Origin of the sequence: Sinorhizobium sp. FG01, assembly GCF_002531875.1 — a bacterium.
GTDB lineage: Bacteria > Pseudomonadota > Alphaproteobacteria > Rhizobiales > Rhizobiaceae > Sinorhizobium > Sinorhizobium fredii_C.
The window spans coordinates 66335-81867 of the sequence record NZ_NWTB01000015.1; the positions used below are offsets into that span (position 1 = coordinate 66335).

Consider the following 15533-nt stretch of genomic DNA (forward strand, 5'->3'; position numbering starts at 1 on the left):
ACAACTAGAGGAAGTTAATGGGAGATTTTAATAGTTGATTAAGGAATGCGTGCCGATTTGATCTATATCTAGTATGTCCCTGTTAACGCTGACACTAAATTCGTGTGGAAAAGTTAACGCATGGCAACAAATAGCGCTTGCGATCACAATCTGTTCGCATTGTCGCCACAATGCGGCAGCGGCCCGATTATCACAACCTTCGATTGATTATTGACAAAACTGCGCCGCGTTCGGCGTCCACTTTCCATAGCCCGTGGCGACGAGGTTCGCGATGACCCTGCAGACATATTTCTTCTGCGCCGGATCGTTGTTCGGCCCGGCGTGATAGCGGGCGACCGCCATCGTCCAGCTCTCGTGTCTGGCGCGCAGATTGGAGAGGAAGCGCGCGGCATAGTCGACATTCCGCCTGGGATCAAGCATTTCCTCCGGAGAGCTGAAATGCTCGCCGTGGAAATGATAATTGATCTGCATGCAGCCGAGATCGATGAGCTTCGCCCCCTGCGCCCGCGCCGCGCCGAATCGGCTGAGGACATCCTGAACGCTCGTGCCGAAATAAGCCTTGCCCTCGATGTTCATGGCATAGGGCTGGAGCGACCCCTTGCGGCCGGTCTCCGTCAGCCCGACCGAGTAGAGGATTCCCGTCGGAATACCGTATTTCGCCGCAGCCGACGCAATCTCGCGCTCGCAGATGCCGGTGCTCGCAAGGGCGCTACATGTAGACGTCACCAGTGCGAGAATGCTCAACGCCGCCAGACGCATCGTCCGTTCCATCATTGCCCCACCATGTCTCGGCCTGTGCCGCCGCGCCTCCGTCTTGCTGCTGACGTCCCTGCCCGCTGTCTCCGCCGGTGCGCTCGCCGCCCGACTGGCCAAGCTGGGCCTGCGTCTGCGGATGCGAACCGCTGCCGCTCGAAGCATCGCCGCCGGCATTGAACACGACGTTCACCTGATCGACAGCGAAGCCTTGGGCGCGCAAGGCCTTCACTATCTCGCTCTGGTCGTCGCGCAACTGACGGAAGGCCTCGCCTGTTTCCACCTTGAGATCGACCTGCAGTTCGTCGTCCTTCAGGCGCAGCGTGGCCGTGACCGTGCCGAGTTCGATCGGATGCATCTGGATCTTGAGCGTGTTCAGCGTCTTGCCGGCTTGGTTCGACGCCTCCGGCTGCGCCAGGAGGGGGCTCGACTGGAGCGCCTGTGCCCATTCGCCGTCACCGGCAATCGCGCCGGCCACGGCGGCGGAGTTTGTATTCATCGCCACCCCGAGATAGCGGCGCGCCTCGAGGACGGTCACCGTCTCGGCCCTGGCACTGGCTGATGAATTGCCGTTCTCGACGGCGGTCGCTTCGCCGCCCGCCGAAATGGTCATCGAGACCGCCTGCCCCTTGCCGTCGGCGCGAGCCAGGCGGAAGAGGCGGTCCGATCCTGCGTCACCTTGCTGTTCGGTCCGTGAACCGTCTTCCGCTGTGGCGTCCGACAGGATATTCGACATCTCGGCCGCCGGGCCGGCGGTGCGGTCGACTGCAGAACGCATCGTCTTGTCCGTGATCTCACCACCGGCGCTGTCGATCTGCATTGCCGCCGGCGCATTGCCGCCAAGCAAGGTCAGGAGGTCGCTGACAGGGCCGTTGGCCGGCGCGCCGGAGGCGGCATTGCTATTCGACATCTGATCGGACGCCCCGGAACTCTCCGCCGCGCCAGTCTCCACGAGCCTGTGATCTTTCGGGCTATCCGTGGCCGTCTTGTCTTGGGGTTTGCCGGCCTCTTCTCCCGCGATGGAAGCCGCCGAAAACTGCCGGTTTCCTTTGTCCCGAACAACCTTGAGCTCGGAGGATTGCTGGCCTTCCAGCAGCGCGCCGTTCGGATCGCCCTGAGCATGGCCTGGCGCCGAAGGCGTCGATAGCCGCCCGGTTCCAGTGACGGCGGCGCTTGCGATCAAGATGCTTGGCTTGCGATTGCCGATGGTGAACTCGGTACCCGCCGTTTGGGCGCCGTCCGGAAGCGCGTCAACTGCATCCGATCCGGCGTCCTGAATTGCACCCTGGGCAGACGCCTTCTGGCGGCCGGCATCGGCGACCACGCTCTCGAAGGCCCCGGGCTCCCCGGCAACCTGCTCGTTGCCGCCCTGCCGGGACCCGGATCGGGTTCCCAGCGCCGCGGCGGGAGCACGGAATGTCTCTTCAAGTGGCCTCATAGTCCTTCCTCCGCAAGGAGCGCATCGATCTCCTTGATCTTCGAGCGCCCATTGGCCACGAAATCGTCGACAGCCGGATCGGATGCCGCAGCGTGTTCGGCGCCAGTCGGCGGCTCGCCACCCGGCGCGGGCGCCTTCTCGGGCGGCGAGGTATGGGTCGCGTCGGCAAAGGGGCTCATGCCGCTTCCCGTTTCCCCCGCTTCGCCGCCTTCGGTCTCAGGGGCAGGGGGTGTCTCCGGTATAGGCAAGGACGCTTGCGCGGGGCTTTCATCCTGCGGTCGTCGCACAACCTCTTCCGCAATCGCCCTGGCGGCCTCCCTGAGGGCCCGGTCGCGCGGCGAGAGCTTGTCGTCCGGAATTGCCGCCAGCGTCTGTGCCGCCGTGAACACATCCTCGGAGGGTACGGCCGCGAGCCCCTCGTAGAAGCTCGCCAGCAGCAGCGATTGGCCGCCGCCGGCCCGTGCGAGCTCTTCGGCCCGGCCGGATGCCAGCCGCGCCAGCGTCTCGTTGCCGGCGATCGCTGCGCGCCTGGCGACGCGCAGATAGACCTCGCGTTGCCGCGCCTGATCCATGCAGCCGAGTATCTCGGCGACTCTCTTTTCGACCGCCTCGTCGAAATGCGCGACCGCCAGGTCGACGAAGACGTCGGCGAACTGGCTCGCATAGGGCGATGTCAAATAGCGGCGGGCATAGTTCAGCGCATAGCGGAAGCCCTTTTCCTGATCGCCTGCCTGGACCGCAAGCGAAACGGACCGGCGAAGCGCCGCCTCCTCTATGATCGTCCCGGGCGCCGTCAGACGCGCCCAGTCGTAATATCTCATCGCGGCGACCGGGTCCTGCTGCGACGAGGCGTTGCCGAGGATCAGAAACAGGTAGGGACCGACCCGGGAGTTCTTGTATTCGGGTGCCGCCTTGGAGAGGCTTTCGACGATCAACGGCCCCTTGCCGCGCAGATATTGCCTGAGGGAGTCGGTGACGCGGGCGTCGAAATTGCCCTCGATATCCCTGTCGGTGAGATATTCCAGCGTTTCCGGATTGCCGCCGCTCATCACGTAGACGAGCGCCGCATCGACGTTGCGGGGGTCGCGAAAAATCGCTTCGTCGGCCGCCCTCAGGCGCTTGTCGATCTCGCCTAGCATGAAACGCTGCATCTCGATCGCCGAGTGATCGCCGAGCACGACGGAATCCTGGACGTATTGAAGCGACCGGATCATCTTGAACGGCGCGAGCTCTTCCGTTTCGCTTGCGCGGGCCACGCCAAACGCGAGCGGAGCCGCAAGAACTGTTGTCGCCAGGATGGCGCAGAGCCGCTTCAGCATCTCTCTCAGCCCTGCCCCGCCTGCAGCAGGATCTCGATCCGCCGGTTGCCGGCGGCATAAGGATCGTTCGGCACCTGCAGGCGCCGGTCCGCAAAGCCGCTGATCTGATTAACGCGCTCTTCCTTGAGACCGCCGCGCACCAGCATGTAATAGGCGCTCTGGGCACGCGCCGCCGACAGCCGCCAGTTGTCATAGGTGCCGTCTTTGAACGGACGGCCATCCGTGTGGCCGCGGATCGCCACGGCGCCCTGGCGCTCGGCGAGCAGCTTGCCGATCTTTTCCATGGCAAGGACGAGCTCCTTGCCGGGAACGGCGGAACCCACCGCAAACATCGGCGCGTCCGTCTGCTCGCTGATCGTCACCAGCAGGCCGCCCTCGGAGGGCGTCACCACCAGTCCCTCGAGAAGCCGCCCGGCCTCGCCGCCGACCGCCTTTTCGATTTCGGCCTTCAGGGCCTCGGCCCGCTTCTTCTGCTCCTCTGCGTCCGCTTCCTTCTTGAGTGGCACTTCGCCCTTTGCAGTCTCGTCCGCGGTCTTCAGCGCCTCGCCGGCCTCCGGCTTCTCACCGGCATCGGTCTCGGGGCCGCGCCTCTCAGCCGCCGCGACGTCGCTTTCGGCCGCATCGCCGGCGTCCTTGACCTCGACCTGCTTGGTCCAGAAATCCGGATCAAACGGATCGCGATAGGCCTCGCCGCCGTCGGCACCGGTCGCCGGGCCCGACTGGGCGGCACCGCCCTCGCCCTTGGCACTGATATTGGCCTGCTGGCCGACCTCCTTGGCGATTTCGGAGAGAACCGAATAGGGGTTCTCGAAGAAGTCGGCGTCGGAATATTTGGTCTCCTCGCCCGAGGTTGCCGTCAGCTGGTCGCCGGTCTTGGCCGAGCCGCCGGACTTCGCCTGCTCGCCATCCGCCTTCGACCGCTGCTGCGTCTCGTCACCCTGCGCATCCTTGGCCGGATTCTTCAGGCCCTTTTCCGCGGGCTTCTGGTCGGTGAGCTGCACCGGATTGAAATAGGAAGCGATTGCCGCCTTCGTTTCCTCGTTGGCGGCGTTGATCAACCACATGACTAGGAAGAAGGCCATCATCGCCGTCATGAAGTCGGCATAGGCGATCTTCCAGCCGCCGCCGTGATGGCCGTCGTGTCCATCGCCGGAGCGCTTGACGATGATGATTTCGTTCTTGCCGTTGTGATGGCTTTCTTCGCTCATGCCAGAACCTTCCGCACGGTTTCGGACCAGGCCGCCATTCTGGTCACCAGAACCGCTTCGCCCAGCTCAACCGTCAGATCGATGTCGTCGGCAACGACGTGCCGGAAAACCAGAGTGTCGTCGTCGAGATGCTGTTTCAGCGCTTCGAAGAGCACCGGCGATCCCTTGACGGTGATGGTGAGCCCCTCTCCCGCGCCGATGCCCTGCCTGACCATCGCCGCCAGGTCTTCGACGGCGCGCTTGATGAGTGCCTCCTCCATGACCGGCGCGAGCACCCGCGCCGCCTGGTCGCCAAGCGCCAGGGCCAGCCGCTCGGTGATCTGGGAGAACCCGGCGGCGAGTTTCGAAGCTGTGTCTTCCGCCAGGCGATGCTTCACGGCATCGAGGTCCTCGGCGTGGCGCGCCTTGAGCTCGGCGATTTCCCGCTGATGCTCGAAGGCGAGCTCGGCGGCGGCCTCCGCGCGACCCTGCGCGAAAGCCTCGCGCCGCTCGGCATCGACGTCGAGTTCAGGCATGGCGGGCCTCTGGGCGGTCCGATCTTCGGCGGGGAAGTCCGCCTCGAGGTCCGGAAAATATTTCGGCGGCATGCGCGTGATTTCGATCTTCGGCGCGCTGAAATCCTTGAGATAACGGGAGAGCGACGCACTCATCGATGATCCCCCCGGCGGCTCGCAGCCAATGCCGGCGCACGTCCCCCGCCCGGCAGGGGGTGGCACATGGTCCAGAAATCCAAAGCGCCTGACACGTCTATGATGTCTCCTTCGGCCCTTCCGCCCGAGACAGCGACAGGACCAGCATTCTCGATGCGCAACGGTTCGCGGTGGAGGACCCGAAGCGGGACCGGTGCAACGGCGACCAGGATCATCTTGGCCGGCAGCCGGCCGAGCAGACTGCGAGGAAAGGCTAGCCGGTCAAACTTGTGCGAAAATGAAGGTTGTTGGACCGCGCCAGGGCAACAGCGCGGTCCAACCAGTCCCGCCTGATGCCGATGACCGGCGGCACGGCGGAAGCGAAGATCTCGCTTACTCCTGGAACAATCTGAGGATGTTTTCGGAGTTGGTATTGGCGATCGACAGCGACTGGATGCCGAGCTGCTGCTGGGTCTGCAGCGCCTTCAGGCGCGTCGACTCCTCGTTCATGTCGGCGTCCACGAGTCGGCCGACACCCTTGTCGATCACATCCATGAGGTTGGCGACGAAGTTTTCCTGCATCTCGATGCGGCTGGTGATCGCGCCGAGCGTCGCGGCGGAATCGGTCAGCTGGCTGATGAGCTCGTCGACGACGCTGATCATGTCGTCCAACTCGTTATCGGTAGTCGTTTCGGAAAGCGCGATTTCCGTTCCGGTCGGCGGGCTGCCGGCGTCGATCAGGTAATATTCGCGCGCCGTTCCCGTCGGGCTAGAGGCAAGCGCATCCGCATCCACCGCCATCGTCAGCAAGCCGGCGCTTGCATCCTGGACGTCGACGAGAATTGAGCCCGAGGTGTCGTAATCAAGCGTCGTAACCGAGACACTGCCATCCGCGCTGCGATTGAAGGAGGCGACGATGGATTTCGTGCCAACCGCCGTAGCCGCGTCGTTGTAGAGCCAGTTCTCACCCGAGAAGGATGCCGACTGGGCGGCCGAGACCAGCTGGTCCTTGAGTTGCGAGATCTCCTTGTCGATCTTGCTTTTGTCGACGCCGGGTTCGCGTGCCGCGACCAGCTTCGCCTTGACCTCGCTCATCAGCTCGATGACGGTGTCCAAGGCCGCATAGGCAGTATCGACCTTGGCCGCGCCCAGGCCAAGCGCGTCCTGGACCGTCGAAAGCGCCGCATTGTCCGACCGCATCGTGGTCGCGATCGACCAATAGGCAGCGTTGTCGGCGGCGGTCTCGACGCGATAGCCGGAGGACACGCGGCTTTGGGTCTCGTCCAGGTTTCTGTTGATCGAACGCAAGGTCTGCAATGCCGCCATGGCGGCAGCGTTGGTCATGATGCTGGTCATTGGCTATCGCCCCTGTCGATGGGAGATCGAAGACATTCCGGGTGTGACCGGCAGGGATGGTGCGGCATCATGCGCGCTGCCACCGTTTTGCCCTGGGTGACAGACCATCGTGTTTAACAAAGCGTTAATGGGAAATGGTTAACAAATGGTTAACGCGGTTAACCGCTTGTTAAGGCGGGTGAAGAAAGGGTTACTTCACCGTTCGAGTACCGGGGACATCGACAACGACAAAAGGCCGCGCAATAGTGGCGCGGCCTTGCGAAGATAGTGTGCTTGGAGCCTCAGAAGGCTGTGGACAGATCCTACTGGCGGAAGAGCTGGAGGATGTTTTCCGAGTTGGTATTGGCGATCGACAGCGACTGGACGGCGAGCTGCTGCTGCGTCTGCAGGGCCTTCAGGCGAGTCGATTCCTCGTTCATGTCGGCATCGACGAGGCGTCCGATGCCCGAGTCGATCGAGTCGGTCAGGGCCGCGACGAACTCCTCCTGAAGGCCGATGCGCATGGAGATCGAGCCGAGTTCCGAGGCCGCGCTGGTCATCGCCTGGAGGCCATCTTCGACGAGCGTCAGAGCTTCGGCCATTTCGGCGGTGTCGAAGCCGGTGATATCGAGAGCATAAATAGAGACGCCGATCGTCGCACCACCGGTGGTGCCGAGAATGCCGTTGGTGTCCACGATGGCGCCGGCGCCATCACCGCCGAAGAGCAGATTGCCCGTCGCCGTATCGTCGAGTGTATAGGCTGTGGTCTTCACCGAAACGGTACCATCGGAGGCGCGCACGAAGCCCGAGACCACGCTCTTGACGGCCGCGTCGCCGGCAACCCAGTTTTCGCCGCTGAAGGAGGCAGACTCAGCGATCGACATCAGTTGCTCCTGCAACTGGTCGATTTCTTCCTGGATCTTCGTCTTGTCGACACCTTCTTCGGTGGCGGCGACGATTTTCGACTTGATTTCCTTGACGACTTCGATGGCGCTTTCCATCGCGGCATAGGAGGTATCGACCTTGGCAGCCCCAAGTCCGAGCGCGTCCTGGACGGCGGAAAGCGCCATGTTATCGGAACGCATGGTGGTGGCAATTGACCAGTATGCGGCATTGTCGGCTGCCTCGCCGACGCGCAACCCTGATGAAACCCGGCCCTGCGTCGTCTCCATATTGTCGTCGATCGCGCGGAGGGTCTGAAGTGCGGCCATCGCCGCCGTGTTCGTCAGGATGCTGGTCATTGTCTGCTCGCCCCTCGAATGGCATTAGAATGAATTGAGCATTCCGGATTGCCGCCGGGACGAATGATCGGCTTCATGCCTGTTAACCCGCTGGTCACCTTGGTTAACTCATTGTTTCGGTGCGGCCAGCTAACGGGAACATGGTTAACAAACTCTAAAGGCGAGTTAACAAAATTAACAAAACCTAACAATTTCCTTGCGCTGGAGCCCAAATGCGCGAAAGCCGCGCCTTTCGCAAGGCGCGGCTTTCTGAAGTGGCTCGACCTATGAGGGAACGAGTGATCCCTGGTCCGGTTCCGTCGATTAACGGAAGAGCTGGAGAACGTTCTCCGAGTTGCTGTTGGCGATCGACAGCGACTGAACGGCGAGCTGCTGCTGCGTCTGCAGGGCCTTGAGGCGGGTCGATTCCTCGTTCATGTCGGCATCGACGAGGCGGCCAACGCCGGAGTCGATCGAGTCGGACAGCTTCGCGACAAAATCTTCCTGCAAGCCGATGCGCATGGAGATCGAGCCGAGCTCAGCAGCAGCGCTGGTCATGGCCGAGAGTGCATCGTCCACATCCGACAGCACGTCATTCATGTCCGCCGTCGCCAGAGCGCTGATATCCAGCGAGTAGACAGCGTAGCCGCCGGCGGAAGCGCCGGCGGTACCCAGGATGCCGGTTGCCGTATCGAGAGCACCCGTGCCGTCGTCGCTGAACAGCAGGTTGCCGCCGGTGACGCCATCGACAAGCGCATAGCTCGTCGTCTTGACGGAGACGGTGCTGTCGGAGGCACGGACGAAGCCGGACACGACGGTCACAGTGTTGCCGGCGACGCCGCCGATCCAGTTCTCACCGCTGAATGAAGCGGATTCGGCGATCGACAGCAGCTGTTCCTGAAGCTGATCGATCTCTTCCTGGACCTTGGCCTTGTCGACGCCTTCTTCAGTTGCGGTCACGACCTTGGCCTTGATTTCCTTCACGACTTCGATGGCGGATTCCATACCGGCATAGGCGGTGTCGACCTTGGCGGCGCCGAGGCCGAGGGCGTCCTGGACGGCGGAGAGCGCCATGTTGTCGGAGCGCATCGTGGTCGCGATCGACCAGTAGGCAGCGTTGTCCGAAGCCTCGCCGACGCGCAGGCCGGAAGAGACGCGGCCCTGGGTCGTTTCCATGTTGTTGCCGATGCTCCGCAGCGTTTCAAGTGCGGACATGGCTGCGATGTTGGTAAGAATGCTTGTCATTTCTGAGTGCCCCTTAGTGGCTGATTAAGAAGGGACATTCCGGAGTACGCCGGCAAGCGACGGTCAGCATCATGCCTGCTAACCAATTAATTTTGTTGGTTAACCCGCCGTTTCGATGGTGCTAGGAAACAGCAAGATGGTTAAGGAATGCTGAAGTGGAATAAAAAATACGAAAAAGCCGCGACCGGCTTCGGTCGCGGCTCTTTTCCAGCGTTGCGGCACGGTCAGCCCCGTGCCGGTTCGCCGATTAGCGGAAGAGCGACAGGATGTTCTGCGAGTCGGAGTTGGCGATCGACAGGGCCTGGATCGCAAGCTGCTGCTGCGTCTGCAGGGCCTTCAGGCGGGTCGACTCCTCGTTCATGTCGGCGTCGACAAGGCGGCCGATACCGTTTTCGATCGAGTCGCTGAGTTCGGAAACGAAGTCAGCCTGCAGATCGATGCGGGTCGACATCGAACCGAGCGAAGAGGCAGCGCTGGTCATCGCGGTGAGCGCGTCTTCGACGTCGGAGAGCGCTTCTCCGAGCGCGGTCGCGTCCATTGCAGAGATATCGAGGCCGTAGACATTGTTGCCGTTGGTGCCGTCGGTGCCGAGGATGCCGGTCGCGGTGTCGAGACCACCGGCGCCATCGTCGGCGAAGAGGAGCGTACCGTCAGCCGCATCAGTAAGGGCATAGCTGGACGTCTTGATCGAGACGGTGCCGTCCGAAGCGCGGACAAAGCCGGTGACGACGGTCTTGGTCGCTGCCTCGCCGGCAATCCAGTTTTCGCCGTTGAACGAGGCCGATTCCGCAATGCTCAGGAGCTGGTCCTGAAGCTGGTCGATTTCTTCCTGGACCTTTGCGCCGTCGACACCTTCTTCCGTTGCGGCGACGATCTTCGCCTTGATTTCCTTGACGACATCGATGGCCGCTTCCATACCGGCGTAAGCGGTATCGACCTTGGCGGCGCCCATGCCGAGCGCGTCGGTGACCGACGAAAGAGCTGCGTTGTCAGAACGCATGGTGGTCGCGATCGACCAGTAAGCGGCGTTGTCAGAAGCAGAGCCGACGCGCATGCCCGTGGAAATGCGGTTCTGCGTGTCTTCCATGCTGGAAGAAATGGAACGCAGGGTCTGGAGAGCGGCGGTTGCCGAGCTGTTGGTGAGAATGCTTGCCATAATCGTTGTCCCTTTTACGAAATACTTTTGGGGGGACATACCGGGCTGAAGAGGTTACCGGTCACGACGATCCGGCATCATGCCACTCGGTTCCGCTCAGCTCGTGAAGGACACCAAACCCGTCGTGTGAGGACGAAATTCGCAGCCATTTCTTGCCAACACCTTAATCGGCGAGGCACCCCGAAGGCGACGCTAGAACGTAGTGAATCGCGCGTGAAATCCTATACTTAACGGACTGTTGCGGGGTCCCGGAAATGTCTTAACGAGGGACGCCGAGGCGGGCTCAGGTGAAGGAGCGCACCAGGCTGCCGACGAGCAGGTTCCAGCCGTCGATCAGCACGAAGAACAGGATCTTGAAGGGCAGCGAGATCGAGGTCGGCGGCAGCATCATCATGCCCATCGCCATGGTGATGGTGGAGACGATGAGATCGATGACCAGGAAAGGCAGCATGATCAGAAAGCCGATCTCGAAGCCGCGGCGGATCTCCGAGATCATGAAGGCTGGCACGACGGCGCGCAGATCCACCTTGTCGTCGACGACGACCGTCTGGCCCTTTTCTCGGGCGATGTCGATGAAGAGCTGCAGGTCCTTGTCGCGGGTGTTGGCGAGCATGAACTCGCGGAACGGTTCCGACACCCGCGTCAGCGCCTCGGTCTCGGAGATCTCGTTCTTCAGGAGCGGATCGATGCCGTCGCGCCAGGCGCGGTCGAAGGTCGGCGCCATGACGTAGAAGGTCATGAACAGCGCCAGCGACACCATGATCATGTTCGACGGCGTGGTCGCAAGCCCCATGCCGGAGCGCAGGATCGCAAAGGCGATGACGAAGCGTGGAAAGCTCGTCACCATGATCAGGATACCCGGTGCGACCGAAAGGACGGTCAGGAGCCCGAAGGTGCGGATGATCCAGGAGGCGACCGAACCGTCGACCGGCGTGTTCAGAATATCGGCGGGAAAGCTCTGGGCCCCGGCAATTCCCGACATCGCCATCATGGCGATTATAAAGGCAGTAGTCCGGAGCATCAGCGAATCATTGGATGACGAAGGTTCGGAACATCACATTGGTTACGCGCCCGTCGGAGCGCAGGTCAACCCGTTCCCGGATGTCATCCCGGAGATATTGAAAGCCGCGCGGCCCCTGAATTTGCTGCAGCGACAGGGTCTTCAGATAGGCCGCGATGTCCTGGTGGATTTCTTCGGCGAGCGCGACGTCGGGCGCGCCCTTGAACTGCAGCGCGACCTCGATGCGGACCCAGTTTTCGGCCGGGTAGGCAAGGTTGGTGGTGATCGGCTCGAGTTGGACGATGCCGTTGGCTTCGGTGGCGATCTTCGGAAGACCCTCCTCGCCGGTGGCGTGCTCAGGCAGTTCGGCGGCAGCCTCCGGCTTCTTCGCCGGTGGCGGGGCCAGAAGGGCGCCGACGAACCAGCCGCCGCCGCCGGCAACGAGCGTCAGCACGGCGATCGCGGCAATGGTCATGACCAGCGACGGGGATTTCGGTTCTTTAGTGTCGGTTTCTTCCATCGTGCCGCTCCGTTCCGGTACTGGATGTCACCCGATCAGATCGGCGAGACGAGATCCACGACCTGTTGGCCCCATGGCGGCTGCTGCACTTCCATCAGCCGGCCGCGGCCGCCATAGGAGATGCGGGCCTCGGCAATGCGGTCATAGGAGATGATATTGTCCGCATCGACATCCCGCGGCCGGACGATGCCGGCGACGTTGAGGATGCGCAATTCGTGGTTGACGCGCACTTCCTGCGAACCGCTGATCAGCAGGTTGCCGTTTTCAAGCACCCCGGTGACCACGGCCGCGACGAGCAGCCGGAGCTTTTCGGAGCGCTCGGTCTTGCCGTCCCCTTCGGTCTTGGTGTTCGATCCGTATTTGAGATTGCCGGACCATTCGAAGTCGCTGGTCTGCGATTCGCCAGCGGCGCCGAGATTGAAGCCGCTGGAATTGGTGCGGCTGCGGTCTGTCTCGTTGTTGAAGGACGCCCTGTCGTCGATCTGGATGTCGACGGTCAAAATATCGCCGACATTGATGGCGCGGGCGTCCTTGAAGAGAGCGGCCTGCTGGTCGTTCCACAGCGAATAGCCGGCGGTCATCTGATGCGGCTGCTTCGGATAACTGGCGAGCTGCGGCGTCTGGGTGTATTGCAGGCCGCTGCCGATCGGGCTCATCGACGGCGCCTGGCCGATCTCCTTGAACGCCTGATTCTGACATCCTGCAAGGAGGCTTGCGGCCAGAAGGGCCGTCAGTTGCAGTCTCATGATGGCTCCTTCGAGGTGTTCGGGTCGCTGGCGCTGGAAATGATGTTGGTGAGCACCGCGGCCTTTTCGTCGCTCATCTCGCTGAGGATCAGCGAGGACTGGCGCGCCGGCAGCTTCATGACGATCGCAGCGGCGATCTCTGGGCGCACCATCTCGAGCTTGCCGGCGGCCGCATCGGGCTTCATCGTCTTGTAGATATCGACGAGCCCGAGTTCCGCCTGCTTCAGAAAATCGTTGCGGCGTTTCAGCCAGTCCTCGTATTCGGCCCGGCGCTTTTCCAGCGCCGCGATGCGTTCGTCGACACTCGCCTGCAAGGTTTCAAGGTCCTTGCGCTGCAGCAGATAGCGCTGGTCCCGCGCCGCGTCGGCGATATTGGTGCAGAACTGCTGGATTTCGTTCGTTGCACCGTTTTCGACCGGCGGCGCGGTGACGTCCTGTGCGAAGGCGCCCGGCATTGTCAGCATCAGCGTAGCCGCGGCCGCGGCCACGAGCGTACGGCGAGATGTGCCGAGAAGATGGGAGAGAGTTCCGGTCATTGCAGCACAAGCTCCGCCTGTAGGGCTCCCGCCGTCTTTATGCTCTGCAGGATCGCGATGATTCCGTCCGGCTTGACGCCGATGCTGTTGAGGCCCGCGACGAGCAAGCGAAGGCTCGACCCGTTGAGGATCGCGACGGTGCCGCCGTCCGCCTGCGCCTCGATCGTGGTATTCGGCTCGACCGCCGTCTCGCCGCGCGAGAAGGGCGCCGGCTGCACCACCGTCGGCGTTTCGGTCACCTGCACCGTCAGCGTGCCGTAGCTGACCGCGACTTCGTTGACGCGTACATCCTGGCCGATGACGATCGTGCCGGTCCGTTCGTTGATGACGACGCGCGCGGGCACGTCCGTTTCGACGACGAGATTCTCGATATCGGCCATCAACCGGGCGAGATCGGCCATTTTCGGCTTCTGGACGAGGACTGACTGGGAATCCATGGCTTCGGCGATGCGGCCGCCGAACTGCGCGGCGGCAAACTTGTTGATCGCCGCTGCCATGCCGACGGCGGTGGAAAAGTCCGGGTTGCGCAATTGCAGCACCAGGTTGAAGCCGTCCTTGAATTTCGACGGCAGCTCGCGCTCGATGATCGCGCCGTTCGGAACGCGGCCGGCCGTGGTCACGCCCTGCGACAGAGCGGCCGCGTCGCCCTGGGCACTGAAGCCGGTGACCACGATCGAGCCCTGGGCCACCGCATAGATCTGTCCGTCGGCGCCGGAGAGCGACGTCATGACCAGCGTGCCGCCGCGCAGCGACGTCGCGTCGCCAAGCGAACCGACGGTGACGTCGACGCGGCTGCCGGGACTAGCGAAGGGCGGCAGCGTCGCGGTAACGAGGACCGCTGCGACGTTGCGCGTCCGAGACTCGCCGCCCTGGGTCGAGATGCCGAGATTTTGCAGCATGGCGCGGATCGACTGGTCGGTGAACGGCGAGGAGCGCAGGCTGTCGCCGGATCCCTGCAGCCCGACCACCAAGCCATAACCGATCAGCTGGTTGTCCCGACCGGCCTGCAGCGAGGCCACGTCCTTGATGCGCGACGCGGCATAGGCGGGCGTCAATGTCGCCGCGAACAGCAAGGACACGGTCAGCAACCACTTACAAATGCGCACCATCATTTCGCCACCACATGGATCGTGCCGTCGGCCATCACCGTCCCGGACACGATGACACCGCTATCGATGTTGCGCGCGCGGATCAGTTCGCCGATCGCTGCGTCTTCAAGCGGCGAGCCGGCGGCGGTGATCGTCAGCCCGCCCTTGTTGAAGATCAGCCGAACCGTCGAGCCGCGCTCGACCGCGTATCGGTCGCGTAGCGCCGAGGTGAGGATCACCCGTCCCGGCAGAAGCGTGCGCTTCGTCACCTTTCCCTCGACCTCTTCAAGCGACCCGACATAGCCGTCGGTGATATCCGGATTGGTCACGTCGACCACTTCCAGCATGCTCGCCTCGATGGTTTCGCCGGGATAGATGGTCTGCTTCGGGATGACGGCGGTCGGCTGCTGTGCGGCAGCGAGCCCCGGCGACAGCAGCGCGGCGGCGATCGCCGCAGATGCGAGCGATCGCATGAAGCGCGCTTTGCGGCTCTCGACTGCTACCCTTGCGGCGGATCGGCGAAACATCATGTTTGCCCCTTTTTCCGTTACCTGAGGTTCTTGCTCACCGTGGCGGCCATTTCGTCCGCGGCCTGGATGACCTTGGAGTTCATTTCGTAGGCGCGCTGGGCCGAGATCAGGTCGGTGATTTCCTTGACCGGATCGACGTTGGACGATTCCAGATAGCCCTGCTTGACCTGCGCGAAGCCGGGATCGGCCGGCGTGCCGACGATCGGCTCGCCGGATGCCGCGGTCTGCTTGAAGAGGTTTTCGCCCTGCGGCTCCAGTCCGGCTTCGTTGACGAAATTGGCGATCGTCAGCTGGCCGATTTCCTGGGTCTCGGTCGCGTCGCCAATTCTGACGAGGACCTGGCCGGACGCGGAAACGGTGATCTCGGTCGCGTCCTGCGGCACGGTGATACCGGGAACCACCGTATAGCCGTCGATGGTGACGAGCTGGCCGGTCGCGTTGGTGTTGAAGGCGCCCGAGCGGGTATAGACCGTTTCGCCGTTGGGCGTTTCGACCTGGAACCAGCCGCGGCCGACAAGCGCAAGGTCGAGGTCGTTGCTGGTGTTGACGAGGCTGCCCTGGACATGGAGGTTGCGGACGGCGGCCGTCTGCACGCCGAGGCCGACGATCGCGCCTTCCGGCACGATTGCTTGGTTCGAGCGGTTCGGCACGCCTTGGGCGCGCTCCGTCTGGTAGAGCAGGTCCGAAAATTCCGCGCGCGCCCGCTTATAACCGGTCGTGTTGATATTGGCGATGTTGTTGGCGATGACTTCGAGATTCAGCTGCTGGGCATTCATGCCCGTGGCGGCGATGGAAAGGGCCTTCATGTCA

The 15533-nt window shown here is 62.8% G+C and carries 16 protein-coding genes; all 16 read right to left on the minus strand.

Annotated elements, in window-relative coordinates; genetic code table 11:
• Positions 1-207 precede the first annotated feature (207 nt).
• The 16 genes from CO656_RS23060 to flgG all read right to left on the minus strand — a co-directional run bounded on the left by CO656_RS23060 (position 208) and on the right by flgG (position 15529).
• Positions 208-759: a lytic transglycosylase domain-containing protein gene (locus CO656_RS23060; RefSeq protein ID WP_037423938.1), complete on the minus strand. Its 552-nt coding sequence runs from the start codon at positions 757-759 to the stop codon at positions 208-210.
• Entirely contained in the window at positions 710-2191 is a 1482-nt protein-coding gene (locus tag CO656_RS23065; protein WP_097527270.1) for a flagellar hook-length control protein FliK, read from the minus strand. The genes CO656_RS23060 and CO656_RS23065 overlap by 50 nt, the downstream gene beginning before the upstream one ends.
• The gene (gene motC / locus CO656_RS23070; RefSeq protein WP_097527271.1) at positions 2188-3510 is read right to left on the minus strand and encodes a chemotaxis protein MotC; all 1323 of its coding nucleotides are present in this window, start codon (positions 3508-3510) and stop codon (positions 2188-2190) included. The genes CO656_RS23065 and motC overlap by 4 nt, the downstream gene beginning before the upstream one ends.
• Positions 3511-3515: 5 nt before the next feature.
• On the minus strand, positions 3516-4718 hold the full coding sequence (locus CO656_RS23075) for a MotB family protein (protein ID WP_097527272.1): 1203 nt from the start codon (positions 4716-4718) through the stop codon (positions 3516-3518).
• Positions 4715-5368: a hypothetical protein gene (locus CO656_RS23080; protein ID WP_097527273.1), complete on the minus strand. Its 654-nt coding sequence runs from the start codon at positions 5366-5368 to the stop codon at positions 4715-4717. The genes CO656_RS23075 and CO656_RS23080 overlap by 4 nt, the downstream gene beginning before the upstream one ends.
• Positions 5369-5740: 372 nt before the next feature.
• Positions 5741-6703 (minus strand): flagellin, encoded by a 963-nt coding sequence (locus CO656_RS23085; protein WP_037423923.1) that lies wholly within the window; start codon positions 6701-6703, stop codon positions 5741-5743.
• 302 nt (positions 6704-7005) lie between these two features.
• A complete protein-coding gene (locus CO656_RS23090; protein ID WP_037423920.1) occupies positions 7006-7923 on the minus strand; it encodes a flagellin in 918 nt (305 codons plus the stop codon).
• Between the two features lie 303 nt (positions 7924-8226).
• On the minus strand, positions 8227-9147 hold the full coding sequence (locus CO656_RS23095; RefSeq protein ID WP_037423917.1) for a flagellin: 921 nt from the start codon (positions 9145-9147) through the stop codon (positions 8227-8229).
• A gap of 247 nt (positions 9148-9394) precedes the next feature.
• Positions 9395-10303 carry a flagellin gene (locus CO656_RS23100; protein ID WP_014761109.1) on the minus strand — a complete coding sequence of 303 codons (909 nt, stop codon included), beginning with the start codon at positions 10301-10303 and terminating at the stop codon, positions 9395-9397.
• A gap of 283 nt (positions 10304-10586) precedes the next feature.
• Positions 10587-11324 carry a flagellar type III secretion system pore protein FliP gene (gene fliP, locus CO656_RS23105; RefSeq protein ID WP_097527274.1) on the minus strand — a complete coding sequence of 246 codons (738 nt, stop codon included), beginning with the start codon at positions 11322-11324 and terminating at the stop codon, positions 10587-10589.
• Positions 11325-11331: 7 nt separating this feature from the next.
• Positions 11332-11823 (minus strand): flagellar basal body-associated FliL family protein, encoded by a 492-nt coding sequence (locus CO656_RS23110; RefSeq protein WP_037423911.1) that lies wholly within the window; start codon positions 11821-11823, stop codon positions 11332-11334.
• Between the two features lie 35 nt (positions 11824-11858).
• On the minus strand, positions 11859-12569 hold the full coding sequence (gene flgH, locus CO656_RS23115) for a flagellar basal body L-ring protein FlgH (RefSeq protein WP_097527275.1): 711 nt from the start codon (positions 12567-12569) through the stop codon (positions 11859-11861).
• On the minus strand, positions 12566-13105 hold the full coding sequence (locus CO656_RS23120; protein ID WP_037423907.1) for a MotE family protein: 540 nt from the start codon (positions 13103-13105) through the stop codon (positions 12566-12568). The genes flgH and CO656_RS23120 overlap by 4 nt, the downstream gene beginning before the upstream one ends.
• Entirely contained in the window at positions 13102-14217 is a 1116-nt protein-coding gene (locus CO656_RS23125; protein WP_097527276.1) for a flagellar basal body P-ring protein FlgI, read from the minus strand. Before CO656_RS23125 ends, CO656_RS23120 begins: the two co-directional genes overlap by 4 nt.
• Entirely contained in the window at positions 14214-14723 is a 510-nt protein-coding gene (gene flgA / locus CO656_RS23130; RefSeq protein ID WP_083854238.1) for a flagellar basal body P-ring formation chaperone FlgA, read from the minus strand. Before flgA ends, CO656_RS23125 begins: the two co-directional genes overlap by 4 nt.
• A 17-nt stretch (positions 14724-14740) precedes the next feature.
• On the minus strand, positions 14741-15529 hold the full coding sequence (gene flgG, locus CO656_RS23135) for a flagellar basal-body rod protein FlgG (RefSeq protein WP_014761102.1): 789 nt from the start codon (positions 15527-15529) through the stop codon (positions 14741-14743).
• Positions 15530-15533: the final 4 nt, after the last annotated feature.

Coding starts and splice junctions, on each gene's coding strand:
- CO656_RS23075 (WP_097527272.1), bottom strand. CDS start 4,718: ATGAGCGAAGAAAGCCATCACAACGGCAAGAACGAAATCATCATCGTC.
- CO656_RS23065 (WP_097527270.1), bottom strand. CDS start 2,191: ATGAGGCCACTTGAAGAGACATTCCGTGCTCCCGCCGCGGCGCTGGGA.
- CO656_RS23095 (WP_037423917.1), bottom strand. CDS start 9,147: ATGACAAGCATTCTTACCAACATCGCAGCCATGTCCGCACTTGAAACG.
- CO656_RS23100 (WP_014761109.1), bottom strand. CDS start 10,303: ATGGCAAGCATTCTCACCAACAGCTCGGCAACCGCCGCTCTCCAGACC.
- flgH (WP_097527275.1), bottom strand. CDS start 12,569: ATGAGACTGCAACTGACGGCCCTTCTGGCCGCAAGCCTCCTTGCAGGA.
- CO656_RS23085 (WP_037423923.1), bottom strand. CDS start 6,703: ATGACCAGCATCATGACCAACGCTGCCGCCATGGCGGCATTGCAGACC.
- CO656_RS23120 (WP_037423907.1), bottom strand. CDS start 13,105: ATGACCGGAACTCTCTCCCATCTTCTCGGCACATCTCGCCGTACGCTC.
- flgG (WP_014761102.1), bottom strand. CDS start 15,529: ATGAAGGCCCTTTCCATCGCCGCCACGGGCATGAATGCCCAGCAGCTG.
- CO656_RS23110 (WP_037423911.1), bottom strand. CDS start 11,823: ATGGAAGAAACCGACACTAAAGAACCGAAATCCCCGTCGCTGGTCATG.
- fliP (WP_097527274.1), bottom strand. CDS start 11,324: ATGCTCCGGACTACTGCCTTTATAATCGCCATGATGGCGATGTCGGGA.
- CO656_RS23060 (WP_037423938.1), bottom strand. CDS start 759: ATGCGTCTGGCGGCGTTGAGCATTCTCGCACTGGTGACGTCTACATGT.
- flgA (WP_083854238.1), bottom strand. CDS start 14,723: ATGATGTTTCGCCGATCCGCCGCAAGGGTAGCAGTCGAGAGCCGCAAA.
- CO656_RS23080 (WP_097527273.1), bottom strand. CDS start 5,368: ATGAGTGCGTCGCTCTCCCGTTATCTCAAGGATTTCAGCGCGCCGAAG.
- CO656_RS23125 (WP_097527276.1), bottom strand. CDS start 14,217: ATGATGGTGCGCATTTGTAAGTGGTTGCTGACCGTGTCCTTGCTGTTC.
- motC (WP_097527271.1), bottom strand. CDS start 3,510: ATGCTGAAGCGGCTCTGCGCCATCCTGGCGACAACAGTTCTTGCGGCT.
- CO656_RS23090 (WP_037423920.1), bottom strand. CDS start 7,923: ATGACCAGCATCCTGACGAACACGGCGGCGATGGCCGCACTTCAGACC.